13 protein-coding genes and 1 pseudogene are annotated in these 15117 nt (G+C 37.4%); 5 read left to right on the top strand and 9 right to left on the bottom strand.

What is annotated here, in order from left to right; all coding sequences use genetic code 11:
- Position 1 precedes the first annotated feature (1 nt).
- From ACST13_RS07825 to fucP, 5 genes are all read right to left on the bottom strand, one after another.
- The gene (locus ACST13_RS07825) at positions 2 to 676 is read right to left on the bottom strand and encodes an SGNH/GDSL hydrolase family protein (RefSeq protein ID WP_459522639.1); all 675 of its coding nucleotides are present in this window, start codon (positions 674 to 676) and stop codon (positions 2 to 4) included.
- Positions 677 to 680: 4 nt separating this feature from the next.
- Positions 681 to 1421: an SDR family NAD(P)-dependent oxidoreductase gene (locus ACST13_RS07820; RefSeq protein WP_459522638.1), complete on the bottom strand. Its 741-nt coding sequence runs from the start codon at positions 1419 to 1421 to the stop codon at positions 681 to 683.
- Between the two features lie 125 nt (positions 1422 to 1546).
- On the bottom strand, positions 1547 to 3196 hold the full coding sequence (locus tag ACST13_RS07815) for a UxaA family hydrolase (RefSeq protein WP_459522637.1): 1650 nt from the start codon (positions 3194 to 3196) through the stop codon (positions 1547 to 1549).
- Positions 3193 to 3528: an L-rhamnose mutarotase gene (locus tag ACST13_RS07810; protein ID WP_459522636.1), complete on the bottom strand. Its 336-nt coding sequence runs from the start codon at positions 3526 to 3528 to the stop codon at positions 3193 to 3195. The genes ACST13_RS07815 and ACST13_RS07810 overlap by 4 nt, the downstream gene beginning before the upstream one ends.
- A complete protein-coding gene (gene fucP / locus ACST13_RS07805; protein ID WP_459522635.1) occupies positions 3528 to 4853 on the bottom strand; it encodes an L-fucose:H+ symporter permease in 1326 nt (441 codons plus the stop codon). Before fucP ends, ACST13_RS07810 begins: the two co-directional genes overlap by 1 nt.
- Before the next feature lie 82 nt (positions 4854 to 4935).
- Here fucP and ACST13_RS07800 point away from each other — a divergent pair, with 82 nt between their 5' ends.
- The 3 genes and pseudogenes from ACST13_RS07800 to ACST13_RS07790 all read left to right on the top strand — a co-directional run bounded on the left by ACST13_RS07800 (position 4936) and on the right by ACST13_RS07790 (position 8741).
- Entirely contained in the window at positions 4936 to 7362 is a 2427-nt protein-coding gene (locus ACST13_RS07800) for a M14 family zinc carboxypeptidase (protein WP_459522634.1), read from the top strand.
- Positions 7362 to 8324, top strand: a pseudogene (locus ACST13_RS07795) (alpha-L-fucosidase); the annotation flags it as partial. The gene ACST13_RS07800 and the pseudogene ACST13_RS07795, both read left to right, overlap by 1 nt.
- Positions 8325 to 8333: 9 nt before the next feature.
- Complete coding sequence (locus tag ACST13_RS07790) at positions 8334 to 8741, top strand: discoidin domain-containing protein (protein WP_459522795.1); 408 nt, start codon at positions 8334 to 8336, stop codon at positions 8739 to 8741.
- Here ACST13_RS07790 and ACST13_RS07785 read toward each other — a convergent pair.
- From ACST13_RS07785 to ligA, 4 genes are read right to left on the bottom strand one after another with little or no spacing between them, the layout of a single operon-like run.
- Complete coding sequence (locus tag ACST13_RS07785) at positions 8707 to 9147, bottom strand: heavy metal-binding domain-containing protein (RefSeq protein ID WP_459522633.1); 441 nt, start codon at positions 9145 to 9147, stop codon at positions 8707 to 8709. The genes ACST13_RS07790 and ACST13_RS07785 overlap by 35 nt on opposite strands.
- The gene (locus ACST13_RS07780) at positions 9128 to 9430 is read right to left on the bottom strand and encodes a Dabb family protein (protein WP_459522632.1); all 303 of its coding nucleotides are present in this window, start codon (positions 9428 to 9430) and stop codon (positions 9128 to 9130) included. Before ACST13_RS07780 ends, ACST13_RS07785 begins: the two co-directional genes overlap by 20 nt.
- 4 nt (positions 9431 to 9434) lie before the next feature.
- Positions 9435 to 10328 carry a 4-hydroxy-tetrahydrodipicolinate synthase gene (gene dapA, locus ACST13_RS07775; RefSeq protein ID WP_459522631.1) on the bottom strand — a complete coding sequence of 298 codons (894 nt, stop codon included), beginning with the start codon at positions 10326 to 10328 and terminating at the stop codon, positions 9435 to 9437.
- A 2-nt stretch (positions 10329 to 10330) separates the two neighbouring features.
- Entirely contained in the window at positions 10331 to 12322 is a 1992-nt protein-coding gene (gene ligA / locus ACST13_RS07770; protein WP_459522630.1) for an NAD-dependent DNA ligase LigA, read from the bottom strand.
- A gap of 79 nt (positions 12323 to 12401) precedes the next feature.
- Between ligA and rpe the strand changes: the two genes are divergently transcribed.
- A complete protein-coding gene (gene rpe, locus ACST13_RS07765) occupies positions 12402 to 13064 on the top strand; it encodes a ribulose-phosphate 3-epimerase (RefSeq protein WP_459522629.1) in 663 nt (220 codons plus the stop codon).
- Positions 13065 to 13068: 4 nt separating this feature from the next.
- Positions 13069 to 15090, top strand: a complete 2022-nt coding sequence (locus ACST13_RS07760) for an OmpA family protein (protein ID WP_459522628.1) — start codon at positions 13069 to 13071, stop codon at positions 15088 to 15090.
- Positions 15091 to 15117: the final 27 nt, after the last annotated feature.

Genomic DNA, 15117 nt, shown 5'->3' with positions numbered 1-15117 from the left:
TCTATAATTTTTTAATAACCTCCCACATCGTGTCAGCCAAGAATTGATTACCTATCTCATTTAAGTGTACACGATCCGAAGTTAGTATTCCTTTATCCTTGTTTTCGATATTGTTTTTAGACTCGAAGTCCATAAATGCTTTACGAAGGTCAATCAATTGCAGACTATTATCTTTTGCAATTTTTTTAATGATTGCTGCATAGGCATTCAGGTCTCCATCGTTTTCATTAGAGTTGTCAAACTTCTCACCAATGACTGTAGGTGTACAGATGACTACTTGAGCATTAGCTTTTTGAATCTTCTTAATTAAAGCCGTATAGAATCTTTCAAACTTGTCTGCATCTGTTCCTGTACGAGAACTTGTTTTATGCCAAACGTCGTTAATACCAATGTAAATAATCACGATATTGGGATTCTTAGCCACCACATCTTCTTCGTGACGTAAGTATAAATCGTATACTTTATTACCTCCAATACCTGCTCCAATTAATTCATATTGGTTGGAAAGACCTTGTAAAGCTATCATTTCGGTCATTTTGGTAATATAACCGGTCTTATTCACTCCAGCTTGTGTGATGGAGTCTCCAAAGAAAATGATACGTTTAGGGCCATCTTTTTTAAATGAACTTAAAGAGGTTCCCAAAATCAATAACAGGCAAATCAGTTGTTTTTTCATAGGTCTAGTTGTTTAAATAAAGGAATCCACCGTCAATGGGATAATCACAACCAGTGATAAATGCGGCTTCATCGGAACATAAATATAAGGCTAAATGTGCAATTTCTTGAGGTTTTGCCATCCGACCAATGGGTTGAGTAGCAGAAAGTTTTTCAAACATCTCTTTTTGCTGGTCTGGGTAGTTTTTGGCAATAAAACCATCCACAAATGGGGTATGAACTCTACCCGGCGAAATACAATTACAACGAATTCCTTGGTGAATATAATCCTTAGCGACTGATTGAGTCATGGATTTAATCGCGCCTTTGGTCATAGAATAACCAAATCGATCAGGAATACCCACCGAGGCTGCTACGGATGCCATATTTAAAATCACCCCCGATTTTTGTTCAATCATAGCAGGAATAAAGGCATACATGCAATGATAAGCACCTTTTACATTTACGTCAAAGATATGTTGGAAATCTTCTGGATTTGTTTTCTTCAAATTACCAATTTGTGGAATACCTGCATTATTTACCAAAATATCTAGTGACTTAAGTTTCTCTGCAATGTCTTTAACAGCTTCTAAAGACGTAATGTCAGCCTGATGAAAGGTTATATCTGACGGCATTGGATCCGCAGATGGCTTCAAGTCAATAATATGAACCTCTGCTCCTTGCGCTAAAAAAGTTAAGGCAATAGATTGCCCAATGCCGGAACATCCGCCGGTGATGAGTACTTTTTTGTGGGTTAGTTTGAACATAATAATCAGTTGTCAGTGGACAGTATCCAGTATTCAGTAGTCCGGAGGGAATGAGTCCGAAGTCCGGAGGTTCTATATCTATAATCTTTATCTACATTTACCATTTACCATTCACCATTTACCATTTAAAGTGAAACTCCTCTCCTCCAGAACATAAAGTCATCTTGCCCTAGATCCATTGCTTTCGTATTAATCTCGCCAGAAGCTAATTTGATAATGTATTCCAATACTTCCTCTCCCATTTGTTTCACGGTTTTTTCACCTGAAATGATGGGACCACAATTGATATCAATGATTTCTGGAAGTTTATCGGCTAGTTTCGTATTTGTTGATAATTTAACCATGGGGCTAATTGGATTGCCAGTAGGTGTACCTAAACCTGTAGTGAACAACTGAATGGTGGCACCAGCACCTGCCATACCAGTAGTGGCTAATACATCATTTCCGGGCGTACAAACTAAATTTAAGCCTTTCTTAGTCACATATTGCCCATAACCTACAACATCTTCAATAGGAGATGATCCAGCTTTCTTAGCGGCTCCTGCTGATTTTATAGCATCCGTAATTAAACCATCCTTAATATTTCCTGGAGAAGGATTCATATCAAACCCTGCTCCTACTAAAGCTGCTCTGCGGGCATATTCACGCATTAAAAATCCAAAATTATCAGCAACCTCTTTCGTAACGGATCTATTTTGTAACTCCTGCTCCACACCACATAACTCAGGGAATTCCGCAATCATGACCGTACCACCTAATCCTACCACTAAATCTGCTGTATGTCCGATGGCTGGATTAGCTGAAATTCCTGAGAATCCGTCAGAACCCCCGCATTTAACTCCTACCCTTAAAGCTGATAATGGAGCTGGTTGACGAGTTTGTTGATTGATCTCCACTAAACCCTTAAATGTTTGTAGAATAACTTCATTTAACATATTCTCCACCCCACTTCCATTATCTTGTTGTTGTTCAAAGATGTATAAAGGCTTTGAAAAGTTGGGGTCTTTTTCGAATAATTTCTCTTTGAAAACTTCAATTTGAGAATGCTGGCAACCTAAGCTTAAAACGGTAATGCCACCTACATTTGGGTTTAGACAATAACCTGCTAATAAAGCACATAGACTTAAGGAGTCATCTTTATTTTCGCCACAGCCACTTTCGTGCGTTAAAAATTTAATTCCATCTACCTGGGGGAATTGGGACGATTTATGAACTAATATGGACGCTGATGAAGCTGTATCAATCTCCAAAGCTTTACCTTGAGCTAGTTGTTGACCTAATTGTTGCACCTTTTGAGTGAAGGGATCCATTTTTTGGAAACCCAAACCATTTAAAAATGCATTCTTTAAAAGTTCAATATTTCTGTTCTCGCAGAAAACCAAGGGAATAACTAACCAATAGTTTTGTGTCCCCACTTGCCCATCTGCTCTGTGGTAGCCATTAAACGTTCTATTTTTATATTTACTTACATCAGGTGCGTTCCAATGGTATTCTTTTTGTTTACCTACAAAATCAGTCGAGGCGTGATAAAGATTAAATGTATGAATTAAGCCACCTTTGGGAATATCTTGACTGGCTAAACCGACTAACACTCCATACATGAAAGCTTTTCCATCTTTAGATATGGCTTCCGTAGTAAATTTATGTTTAGCAGCAATATCATCTTGTAGAGCTATTTCATTTCCATTATGGTTAATGATAGTTCCTTTAGGTAGATCTAGTAAGGCTACTAGTAAATTATCAGTTGGATTAATTTGTAAGAAAGTTTGACTCATTTTGTTAGGCTAAATATATTTTTTGCGAGAACCCATTTAACTCCTTTTGGAGTTCCTGGGATAATTTTTTGGTAAGTAGACATGAAAGATTCCCAAACTTGCACGACAGGATTATTAGCATCCATTTTATCTTTTATTTCAAAACTAAACCCATCTGATGCCACAATTTCAAGGCACATACGATTTTCAAATCGAAATATGTTCATTGTTTCAATACCAGAAGATAGAATACTCTCCTTGATTTCAGAAGGAATTGATTCATGGTGTTTCTCATATTCCTCAATTAGTTTAGGATCATCCCGTAAGTCTAAAAATAAGATAAATCGCTGCATTAGTCTCTAATTTCATACCCTTTATAAGCGTAATAAATAATATAGGTAAAGCATACCAGCGGTATGCTCAATGCGGCCACCGTGCTTACCTTAAATAAAGAGGCAGTTAAAGGTGGAATGATAGCTCCACCTACAATCGACATAATGATTAAAGAAGAGGCTAGTTTTTTTCCTTCTCCTAAGCCTTTGCAAGACAAGGCAAAAATGGTAGGAAACATAATAGATTGGAAGAAATAAACAGCTATCAAGGCAATTAAAGCAGCTAATCCACCACCAAACATCGCTATAATAACGGAGATAACTGATCCAATTGCATATACCCCTAAAACTTTATTGGAAGCTATTTTACCCATTAAGTAAGTTCCCAAGAAGCGTCCTAATAAGAAGATAATAAACGCAAATGAAGCATGAAAACTAGCAATTTGCGTGGAGCTCATTGAATCACTTATTTGGTATATTTTTTCCACTAACCATAAATTATCATTTTTTGCTAAGTCTAATTTTAGATCGACAAAATTTCCCCACAATGAAACTTGTGCACCTAGGTTTAAAAACTGAGCTAAAATACCTAAGACTAAATGTTTTCTTTTTAATAAACTGGCTATCGTAATTTTTGACTTTGATTCTTCCTCTGATTCAAGTTCTGGCATTTTAGTAAATACAAACAATAGCGCAACTAAAGCTACTATCACCCCAATGATTATATAGGGCATTTGAACAGAGGATGCTTGGCTTACCCGAATGGCTTCAGCTTCAGCAGCAGGCAGTGCTTGAATCATTTCGCGTGAATATTCTTTATCTGAAAAGATGAATAATCCACCAATGATGGGTCCTAAAATAATACTCATGCCATTAAAGGATTGAGCTAAATTAAGACGAAAATCTCCTTTTTCGGGATCTCCTAATACAGTAACGTATAAATTAGCCGCCGTTTCTAAGAAGGCAATACCTGAAGCAATTAAGAAAAGAGCTGCTAAAAAGAAACTATAGACCCTAACTTCGGCTGCAGGATAAAACAAGAAGGCGCCCGCTGCATAAAGAACTAATCCCATTATTATTCCAGCCTTATAACCCATTTTCTTCATGACATATCCAGCTGGAAGTGCCATGGCAAAATAGCCAAAATAAAACGCGGTTTCTACAATATTGGCCTGCCAACGTTGTAAATCAAGAGCTGTTTGGAATTGTTTTACGAGGGAACCATTTAGACTATTCGCAAGTCCCCATAAAAAAAATAAACTAGTGACTAAAATAAACGGAATCGTATATGAACTAGTTTCCGAATTTTTGATGGTTGTTTTATCGTCGTTTAGAGGTAATGCCATGTTGAATTATTTTATATAAAAGTCAAAACACTCCTTAATTTACCTCCTTTTATTTAATTTTATTGCAAACCAAATTAACATAATGAGAAATTACTTTACCTTCCTTCTTTTACTAAGTTGTATTAGCCTTTCTGGTCAGATTAAATCACCAGAGGAATTTTTGGGCTACCCTATTGGTACAAAATTCACTTACCATCATCAAATTATAGCCTATAGTCGTTATTTAGCTTCTCAAAGTGCCGGATTAGCTCAATGGCAAGTATATGGTCATACGAATGAAGGTCGCGAACAAGGCCAAATGATCATTGCTAATCTACCGGTAGGTGTTAGCCTAGAGCAAGTTCAAACAATTCACCAAAAGAGAATCCAAGGTGAAAAGGCCGATTCTTCGCTTCCAGTCATTATCAATCTTTCCTTTAATGTACATGGAAATGAAGCCGCTGGAAGTGAGGCTGCGTTGAATACGTTGTACGCCTTGATTTCCAAACCCAATAAATCAATTTCTTACGTTATTTTAATTGATCCATGTATCAATCCGGATGGACGTGATGCCTATGTGACCCAATACAATCGCCGAAATTTTATTACAGGTGGGAATGCTGATCCTAATGATCAAGAACATTACGAGGGAATAACCTCTGGCCGCTATAATCACTTCTCTTTTGATTTGAACCGTGATTGGGTTTGGCAGACTCAAAAAGAAACCCAACAGCGCTTGAAATTCTATCGTTCCTGGATGCCGATGATGCATGCAGATTTTCATGAGCAAAGTTATCAGCATTCGTATTATTTTCCACCCGCAGCAAAACCGTATTTGAATTTTATTGCAAAATCTACTAAAGATCTACAGGAAAGTGTGGGACGTTCTTTTTCTAAGCTTTTTGATGAAAAAAAGTGGCCTTATTTTACCAATGAAGTATATGATTTATTATATCCTGGTTATGGTGATACCTACCCCGTTTTGAATGGAGCCTTAGGTATGACTCTTGAGCAAGGAGGTATAAGAGGTGGTTTAATTGCTTCCAAAATTAACGGCGACACCATTTCCCTGGTGGATCGAGTAAAACATCATTCGGCTTTGGCCATAAATTTAGTCGAATGGTCGCTAACGAATGCAGAAAGCTTGAAAACCTCTTTTTATGGAGTTCATGATAAGTCTAGGACGAATCCAACGAATCAGTTTGCTTTCTATTTTGTTCCCGTTAAAGAACTAGCTAAGGGTAAGGATTTTATTCAATTACTTGAAAGAAATAATATTACCTTTTCTTATTCAGATGTAGCTAAAAGTATACCAGCCTATGAGTATTCATCTATGAAGCAACTTTCAATTCCATTGAATGAACAAGGTTTGCTTATTTCTTCTAAACAAGCATCAGCTCCTTTGATTCAAGCATTGTTTGATCCAACGATAGCTTTGGAAGATTCTTTAACCTATGATATTACAGCTTGGAATCTACTTCAATTGAATGGATTTAAGGCTTTTGGTTTAAATGATAATGTTTTTGTTTCTAGTAAAATTAAAAAAGTAGAGGGTAAAGAGACGACTGCTGAAAAGCATTTGGCATATCGTTTTATAATAGATAATTATAAAAAAAGCCATGAATTAATTAAGTATGCCATTGATTTGGGTGCTTTGCTTACTTATAATGACGCTTCTTATTCCGAAGGTTTTGTACATATTATTACTACAAAATTAACAGATCAGCAAAGGCGTGATTTGGTTGATTTTGCAAGTTTTCGAAATATTCATCTGGATAATATGGAAACTTTTAAATCAATTGGAAATTACGACTTAGGTTCCACACACCATAAATCCATTTTCATTCCTAAAATTGCTGTTATAGTCGATCCCGCAAACGATGTGAATCAACAAGGCGAGCTAGCTTATTTCTTAACTCAGAAATACGGATTTAAACCTGCATTCATTCCTTCGACTCAATTATTCAAGTCGAATCTGTTTAATTATACACACATCATTTTTCCAGATGGAAAACATGCAGCTTTAACGAATACAAATTCGATACTATTAAGTGATTGGGTAAAAAAAGGCGGAAAACTAATCTTAATGGAAGGTGCACGAAAGATTTTGGATGACAAAGATTTAGTGGTGAAAGAAGATACAGCAAAACATCCCTCCACTTATGCAATGCGCGAGAGGACTGAATTATCCAATACCACTTCAGGGAATATGTTGCAAGTGGAAGTGGAGAAAACCCATCCTTTAGCCTTCAGAATCAACGACTTGTCGATGTATATCTTAAATCAAGTAAGTGATTTTGTAAAGCTTCCGAAGGATTTTACTCCTGTTTTAAAAACCTCTTCGAAACCGAATATTATGGGTTTTGTAGGAGCGAATAAGAAAGCTCAACTAGCTAATTCTTTATTGTTAGGCGTTAAAGAAGTGGATAAAGGTAAAATCATCTGGTTCGGCTTCAATCCCTTATTTCGCGCGATTCCGAATCAAGGGCAAACCATATTTGAAAACTGTTTTTTATACGCTGAATTCTAATGAAAAGAGCCCTCCTATTTACCTTGTTAAGTTTTACAGCACTAGCTCAAAAGGCTATCCCTGTATACCCTATTCCATCGGCTAAGCAACTCGCTTGGGCAGAACTAGAGTATTACGGCTTTATTCATTTTAATATGAATACGTTTACGAATGTGGAATGGGGCGAGGGTAAGGAAAATCCATCCTCTTTCAATCCGAGTGCATTAGATTGTAATCAATGGGCTAGAATTGCGAAGAAGGCAGGAATGAGGGGATTAATTTTGACGGCGAAGCACCACGATGGATTTGCGCTTTACCCTTCTAAATATACGACTCATTCAGTAGCTAAATCACCTTGGAAAAATGGAAAAGGTGATGTAGTAAAAGAATTGTCGGAAGCGTGTAAAAAATATGGTTTGAAGCTCGGTATCTATTTATCCCCTTGGGATCGTTTTCATCCAGCTTATGGCACGGATGACTATAATCAGGTGTATGCCAAAATGCAGGAGGAGTTATTGACTAATTACGGACCTATTTTCGAGTTTTGGTACGATGGAGCAAATGGTGAAGGTCCGAATGGCAAGAAACAGGTTTATGACTGGCCACTATTCCATTCTATGGTTAATAAGTACCAACCGAATGCGGTTCAATTTTCTGACGCTGGTCCAGACATTCGTTAGGTAGGAAACGAAAGAGGTTACGCTTATGATACGATGTGGAGTCCTATTTTAAGAGACAAAATTTATCCCGGGTGTCCTGACTTTGACAATTATAGAAATGGTCAAGAGAATGGAACACATTGGGTTTCACCAGAAGTGGATGTTTCGATTCGACCAGGTTGGTATTATCACCCTGATCAAGATAATAAAGTAAAGACTCCAGATTCACTTCTTAAGATCTATGCAGCCTCTGTAGGACGAAACGCTAACCTTTTGTTAAACATCCCAGTAGATACCCGTGGCTTGATTCATGAAAATGATTCAGCTTCATTGATGGGATTTGCGGCTATTCGTGCAAAGTCGCTAGTGAATCTTTTAAAGGGCAATTCAAGCGATCCCTTATTTGATGGAAAAAATTCGACCTATTGGATGGCCTCTTTAAAAAAGAATGATATTCAGGTGGATTTGAAAACACCACAAAAAGTGAATACCATCATGCTACAAGAACCAATTGCCTTAGGACAACGTGTGAGTAGTTTCGAATTGGAATTAGTTGATGAATTGGGGAATAAAGAAGTGATAAAAGCAGGCACGGTAGGCCACAAGCGAATGATTACTTTCAAGGAGAGGAAACTAAAAAGCTTCCAAATTAGATTTACGTCTTCGCGAGGAACCGTATTGATATCTAATTTAGAAGCTTATCGATTTATTTCAGCACGTAACGAACCGCTTTTCCAGTAAAGGTAAAGCCACTAGCAGTTTGTGTGCTGTAAACAGAATACTTAACGTCTATCAAGGCAGTTGCGCCTAATTCTTTTGCTTTTTCGACCATCTGAGTTAGAATTTCTTGCTTTTTATCCTGATGATTGCCTCGATAAAGCATTTTGCCATTTTGGGTTTGCTTATTCTCTAACATAACCTCACCAGACATTTTGATCGTTTCAATGTCCTCGAAGCTTTGCTTCGGATGATCATTAAAATAAACGACATCTATGTCGTATTTCACGGGAACCTCAAAGCCTAAGCCATCTTGACGCTCCACACCCCCATTCTTAAAGTCATTTGAGTAATAGGTAGACGGTTTAATGTTTTTAGAACAACCGAACACGGATAACACAAGAAGAAGCTTACATACTTTCTGAATCATAGATTAATACTTTATCCCAAAGGTGGGCACAGTTTTTTATAAATTCTAAATGGATAGGTGCCGTTTGGTAATAATCATGCCCTTTCTCCTCTTCAAACGTAGTTAACAAGCAATAATCGTAGGAACGATCGATTACTGGACGATCTGTATTAGCGGGTTTTCCTACGCTAAATACATCTACTGTTTCTACATCAGCAAGAGATTGAACTCCAGCTTCAAAAAGTGCGATATCTTCTGCACTTAAACCCTTTTTTAACCAAAAATTAACAATGTGTACAAACATAATTTTATTTATTTAATCCTTCTTGTGAACTAATTTGAGCTAATTTTTTACCTAATTCAGCAGAGGCACTAGCCAATGGCATACGAACTTGAGCGCCAAACAAACCCTGGTTCTCTAATAATTTCTTTATTCCTACGGGATTTCCTTCTTCGTATAAGAAAGGATCGATGGTAAGGAATTTACCTAAAACTTTAGAAGCAGCTTTAAAGTCCCCTTCTAGCGCCTGATGAATCATTGCTGTAAATTGTTGAGGGAAAGCGTTAGCAATAACGGACATAACACCCACTCCACCGATCGAGATAATCGGTATGGCTTGCACATCATCTCCTGAAATTAACAAGAAATCAGAGGGTTTGTGATAAGCAATTTCCATACATTGTTCAATGATGCAAGATGCTTCCTTAATTCCAATAATATTTTTATGTTCAGCTAGTTTTAAAACTGTCTCGGCCGACATATTTATACCTGTTCTTCCTGGTATGTTGTACATAATTACGGGTACAGGACAAGCATCGGCAATGGCTTCATAATGAGCTATTACACCTCTAGCGCTTGGTTTATTGTAATAAGGACAGACGGATAATATGGCATCAATACCTTCGAAAGAAGTTTGTATGATTTGATTTACTACTGAATCTGTATTGTTCCCTCCTAATCCATAAACGATGGGAAGGTTCTTAGAGTTCGCTTTTTGAATCGTAGCAACGATTTGCTTTTTCTCATCTGCTGTCGTGGTTGCAGATTCACCAGTTGTACCTTGAACCACTAAATAATCAACACCTCCGTTGCTCACGTGTTGAATTAACTTCGTTAATCCGTCCCAATTAATTGAACGATCTTCGTTCATTGGAGTAACTAGAGCTGGCGCAACGCCGTGAAATTTAGCTAATGATTGCATATTTAAGAAAGAAGGGCTAAAAATTCGTCCTCCGAAATAATTGGTATGGAAAGTGAATTTGCTTTTTCTAGCTTAGCTGGACCCAAATTTTCACCAGCCACTAGGTAATCTAATTTAGCAGAAATACTGGAAACGACTTTTCCGCCGTTAGCGATGATTTTTGCTTTAAGCTCATCTCTATCGAAATGGCTAAATACACCCGAAATTACGAAACTTTTACCTTCTAAGGCCGTTGTTTCCAAAACTATTTCACTTATATCCTCTGAAAATTGAACTCCCGCACTTTTAAGGCGTTGAATGATCTCTAAGTTTTCTGGTTTTGAAAAATACTCCAACACACTTAAGGCAATACGTTCCCCTATTTCAGGAATGGCTATTAACTCTTCTAAATTGGCAATAACAAGATTATCAAGTGAATGATAATGCAAGACTAATTTCTCAGCAATGGTCGCTCCTACGTGGCGAATTCCCAAGCCAAATAATACTTGACGGAAAGGAATCTCTTTGGATTTCTCAACACTAGAAAGAATGTTTTGAATAGATTTTGCCTGAAAGCCGTCTAAACCAATAAATTTCTCTGCGCTCAAATCATATAGGTCTGCCACATTAGATACGATTCCTTTTTCAAATAATACATCAACCGTTTCCGTACCTAAGTTCTCTATATTTAAGGCCTTACGAGCAATAAAGTGCTCCAATTTCCCTTTAATTTGAGGAGGACATCCGGAATCGTTTGGACAATAATGGTTCGCTTCTCCTTCTTGCCGAATTAATTCAGTAGCACAAGAAGGGCAATAATCAGGGAATACAAAAGCTTCACCCTGTTTTCTTGCCGTAACATCTACACCGGTGATTTTAGGAATAATCTCACCCCCTTTTTCAATAAAAACGGTATCGCCTTCCCGTAAATCAAGACGTTCCATTTCATTAGCGTTGTGAATGGAAGCCCGTTTTATGACTGTCCCAGCTAAGTAAACCGGTGCTAGGTTGGCCACAGGAGTAACGTTCCCTGTTCTTCCTACTTGGTAAGAAATAGAAACGATTTTAGTACGCGCTATTTCAGATGGGTATTTGAAAGAAATTGCCCAACGAGGTGATTTGGCAGTAAATCCTAAACGTTCTTGTTGACCAAAATCATTTACTTTTATGACTATCCCATCTGTATTTAAAGGCAGATCATTTCTCTTCTCTGCCCAATCGGAGATGTAGGTAATTACGTCATCGATAGAAGCACATACGCGATACGTCTGCGAAACGCTAAAACCAACTGATCTTAAATGTTCTAAAGCCTCAGAGTGACTATTAAATGGATTTTCATTCCCTAAGTAGGAATATATAAAACATTCCATTTCTCTTCGTGCGACTTCAGCAGAATCCTGCATTTTAAATGTTCCAGATGCGGCGTTACGCGGATTAGCTAAGGGTTGATCCCCTTTAGCTACTTTTGCTGCGTTGATTCTATCAAAGGAAGTGATAGGCATATAACCTTCCCCTCTAATCTCGTAGCTAGCAGGTAACAGCGTTGAATTTACTCGGATAGGTAAACTTTTAATTGTCTTTACATTAGCGGTTATGTCATCGCCTCTCGAACCGTCTCCCCTAGTAACACCTTTTTGTAATACACCATTTGTATACCAAAACGAAAGCGCCACACCATCAAATTTCAGTTCACAAACGTATTCAAAAGATTCCCCATCCAAACCTTTTTTAACCCGCTCATTAAAATCACGCAAATCAGTTTCATTATACGTATTTCCTAAAGATAACATAGGAAATTGATGTATAACAGACTTGAATTCTTTCGTAATTGTTCCGCCTACTTTTTGTGTAGGACTGTCGGAACGCGCAAAAAGAGGATTATTCAGTTCTAATTGAATTAATTCAGCGAGTAATTGGTCGAATGCTTGATCCGAAATTATACTTTCATTATTCTGATAATAAGCCTCATTATAAAGATTGATCTTCTCTATGAGTTCATTCATCCGCTGATTCATATCCATAATCGAAATTAAAACTTAATTCTATTGGAATCAAGCGGGAAACAAGGTTTAGGAATATTTTATACCTTTGTATATGAGAAATTTGATCATTGCCCCCTCGGTTTTAGCTTGTGATTTTTTGAACATAGGTTCAGAAGTACAAATGTTGAATGAATCTGCAGCAGAGTGGATTCACATTGACGTAATGGATGGGGTATTTGTACCTAATATTTCTTTTGGATTTCCTGTCTTAGAAGCGATAAATAAAGTAGCTACTAAGGTTTTAGATGTTCATTTAATGATCGAGAAGCCAGAACATTATATTTCTACTTTTGCCAAAGCTGGAGCTAAAGTTATCACTGTTCATTTTGAAGCTTGTCCACATATTCATCGTACGATTCAACAAATTAAAGATACAGGTTGCCTAGCTGGTGTGGCTATTAATCCTGGAACGCCAGTGGAAGTATACCAAGACATCATTGCTGATTTAGATTTAGCCTTGATCATGTCAGTGAATCCGGGATTTGGAGGTCAAAAATTCATCCCTAAGACAATTAATAAAACCAAGCGTTTAGCTGAAATGGCTGCAGAAGCTGGTAATACTACTTTAAAGATTGAAATCGATGGTGGTGTTACTATGGCAAATGCAGCAGATTTATACCAAGCTGGAGCTACTGTATTAGTGGCAGGAAGCTTTGTTTTTGCTTCCGCTGACCCTAAGGCTACGATTACGGAATTATTGTCTGTAGCGAACTAATCAGATGGGTGTAAGAATCTTCATCTTGTTGATTTTTGTTTCTACCCTTACTTTCGCCCAAAAAGTTAGATGGGCGTCCCAAGTTATCGCTGTCTCTAGTGAATACAAAGATCCTTTATTAGGAAAGGAATTTAGAGCCTTACATGCCCTAGGAAAGCCTAGTAAATACCCTAAAATGTCTGCTAGCCCTAGTGCTTGGCAAACTATGACCGCTGATAGTCCGGATGGAGAATATCTACTAGTTGGATTTGATACGACTATGGCTGTAAAACAAATTGCCATTTTTGAAAACTATGGAGCGGGAAGTATTACCTCAGTAGATGGTCTAGATCAGAATAATAAGATTTATCCATTACGCACATTTTCACCTGCTTATAATACAGCTGGTTCTCAGGTAACGACCATACGCCTACCCACTAAAACAAGTTTTAAATTAAAGGGATTAAAGATTTCTTTTAATTCATTACGTGTGAAGGGCTATTCTCAAATTGATGCCATCGGAATCTCGGATAGCGATGAGCCTATTGAATCTTCACTTAAATTGACTTCGGATGCGAATGCCTATTTAGCTCGGGAAAATCTTGGCAACGCAATCAATTCTAAGTTCAACGAGATTTGCCCAGTAGTAAGTCCTGATGGCCAAAAACTTTATTTTACCCGTTGGAAGCACCCAGAAAATTTAGGGACTAACAAAAACCAAGACATTTGGGTATCTAATTGGCAATCAGATCGAACGTGGTCTAAGGCTAGTCTTTTCTCCGCACCTATCAATAATGACGAAAACAACGCTGTTTGCGGCATTACACCTAATGGAAAGACCTTATTATTAAATAATGTCTACGGTAAAGATGGTACAATGGAGAAAGGTGTCTCCTTTTCCTTTTTGTTACGAACGGGAGAATGGAGTTTCCCAAAAGCATTAAAAATAGTCAACTTTAAAAATAAGTCAGAGTTTTCAGAATATACTTTAGCGCCTAACGGAAAAGTTCTTTTGATGACCACCGAAACAAAAGATTCTTATGGAGGAAAAGATATTTATGTTTCCTTCCTTAACTCGGATGATTCCTGGTCTGAACCTAAGAATATTGGACTAGTTGTGAATAGCGGAGAAGCTGAATCCACGCCGTTTATTGCCCCTGATGGAGTAACCATGTATTTTTCTTCCAGTGGTCATGTGGGATATGGTAATAATGATATCTTTTTATCTCGTCGATTAGATGATACATGGCAAAATTGGACTGTACCAGAAAATTTAGGTCCTATCGTTAATACCTCACAATGGGATGGCTATTTTTCTGTCTCTGCTAAAGGGGACTTTGCCTATTTTAGTTCAACAGAAAACTCCTTGGGAGCAGAAGATATTTTCCGTATAAAAATACCGGAGAAGGCGAAACCATTAACACTTATACAGATGACAGGTCAAGTAATTAATCAAAAAACGAAGGAGAATATGGCAGCTCGCATTTTGATTAAATCAAAGGCAAATGCATCCGATTCGCTTTCAATTGATTATGATCCTTATGCAGGGGATTATAGTTTTATGTGGCCTGCTAAAAAGCATTTTACCATTCAGGTTAAGAAGTCTGGCTATTTTTCTAAAGTAGAGAACTTTGACCTAAGTAAAGAGAAGAACTTTGTTCTTATTAATCGGAATTTCTTCCTTCAAACGGTTGAAAAGAACAAAGCGATCTCCTTTGCTAATGTAAGTTTTGATCAAGGTAAAGCAGAATTAAAACCGGGATTTGAAGCTGAATTAGAGAAAGTGATAGCTATTCTTTCGGAAAATGGGCAATACCAATTATTACTTGAAGGGCATACAGATAACCAGGGGGATTGGAATGATAATCTAAAATTATCTCTTGAAAGAGTGGAGAATGTAAAAGCTTATTTAGTTTCTAAAGGAGTAGATGCTGTCCGTATACAAACTAAGGGATGGGGCGGTTCTAAGCCTTTAGTTAATAACTTTTTAGAAGAAACACGTAAGAATAATAGGCGAGTTGAATTCACGCTAATCCCGATAGAATAAAAAAAGAGGGGATCGCTCCCCTACTTT

The sequence above is a fragment of the Aquirufa sp. A-Brett2-W8 genome, from assembly GCF_054558755.1.
This window is presented reverse-complemented; position numbering and strand designations above follow the sequence as displayed.

What these genes read in the sequence shown, in the direction of transcription:
- ACST13_RS07810 (WP_459522636.1), bottom strand. Translation starts at nt 3,528, where the DNA reads ATGCAGCGATTTATCTTATTTTTAGACTTACGGGATGATCCTAAACTA.
- ligA (WP_459522630.1), bottom strand. Translation starts at nt 12,322, where the DNA reads ATGAATCAGCGGATGAATGAACTCATAGAGAAGATCAATCTTTATAAT.
- ACST13_RS07780 (WP_459522632.1), bottom strand. Translation starts at nt 9,430, where the DNA reads ATGTTTGTACACATTGTTAATTTTTGGTTAAAAAAGGGTTTAAGTGCA.
- ACST13_RS07760 (WP_459522628.1), top strand. Translation starts at nt 13,069, where the DNA reads ATGGGTGTAAGAATCTTCATCTTGTTGATTTTTGTTTCTACCCTTACT.
- ACST13_RS07825 (WP_459522639.1), bottom strand. Translation starts at nt 676, where the DNA reads ATGAAAAAACAACTGATTTGCCTGTTATTGATTTTGGGAACCTCTTTA.
- ACST13_RS07815 (WP_459522637.1), bottom strand. Translation starts at nt 3,196, where the DNA reads ATGAGTCAAACTTTCTTACAAATTAATCCAACTGATAATTTACTAGTA.
- ACST13_RS07790 (WP_459522795.1), top strand. Translation starts at nt 8,334, where the DNA reads ATGGGATTTGCGGCTATTCGTGCAAAGTCGCTAGTGAATCTTTTAAAG.
- fucP (WP_459522635.1), bottom strand. Translation starts at nt 4,853, where the DNA reads ATGGCATTACCTCTAAACGACGATAAAACAACCATCAAAAATTCGGAA.
- ACST13_RS07820 (WP_459522638.1), bottom strand. Translation starts at nt 1,421, where the DNA reads ATGTTCAAACTAACCCACAAAAAAGTACTCATCACCGGCGGATGTTCC.
- dapA (WP_459522631.1), bottom strand. Translation starts at nt 10,328, where the DNA reads ATGCAATCATTAGCTAAATTTCACGGCGTTGCGCCAGCTCTAGTTACT.
- ACST13_RS07785 (WP_459522633.1), bottom strand. Translation starts at nt 9,147, where the DNA reads ATGATTCAGAAAGTATGTAAGCTTCTTCTTGTGTTATCCGTGTTCGGT.
- ACST13_RS07800 (WP_459522634.1), top strand. Translation starts at nt 4,936, where the DNA reads ATGAGAAATTACTTTACCTTCCTTCTTTTACTAAGTTGTATTAGCCTT.
- rpe (WP_459522629.1), top strand. Translation starts at nt 12,402, where the DNA reads ATGAGAAATTTGATCATTGCCCCCTCGGTTTTAGCTTGTGATTTTTTG.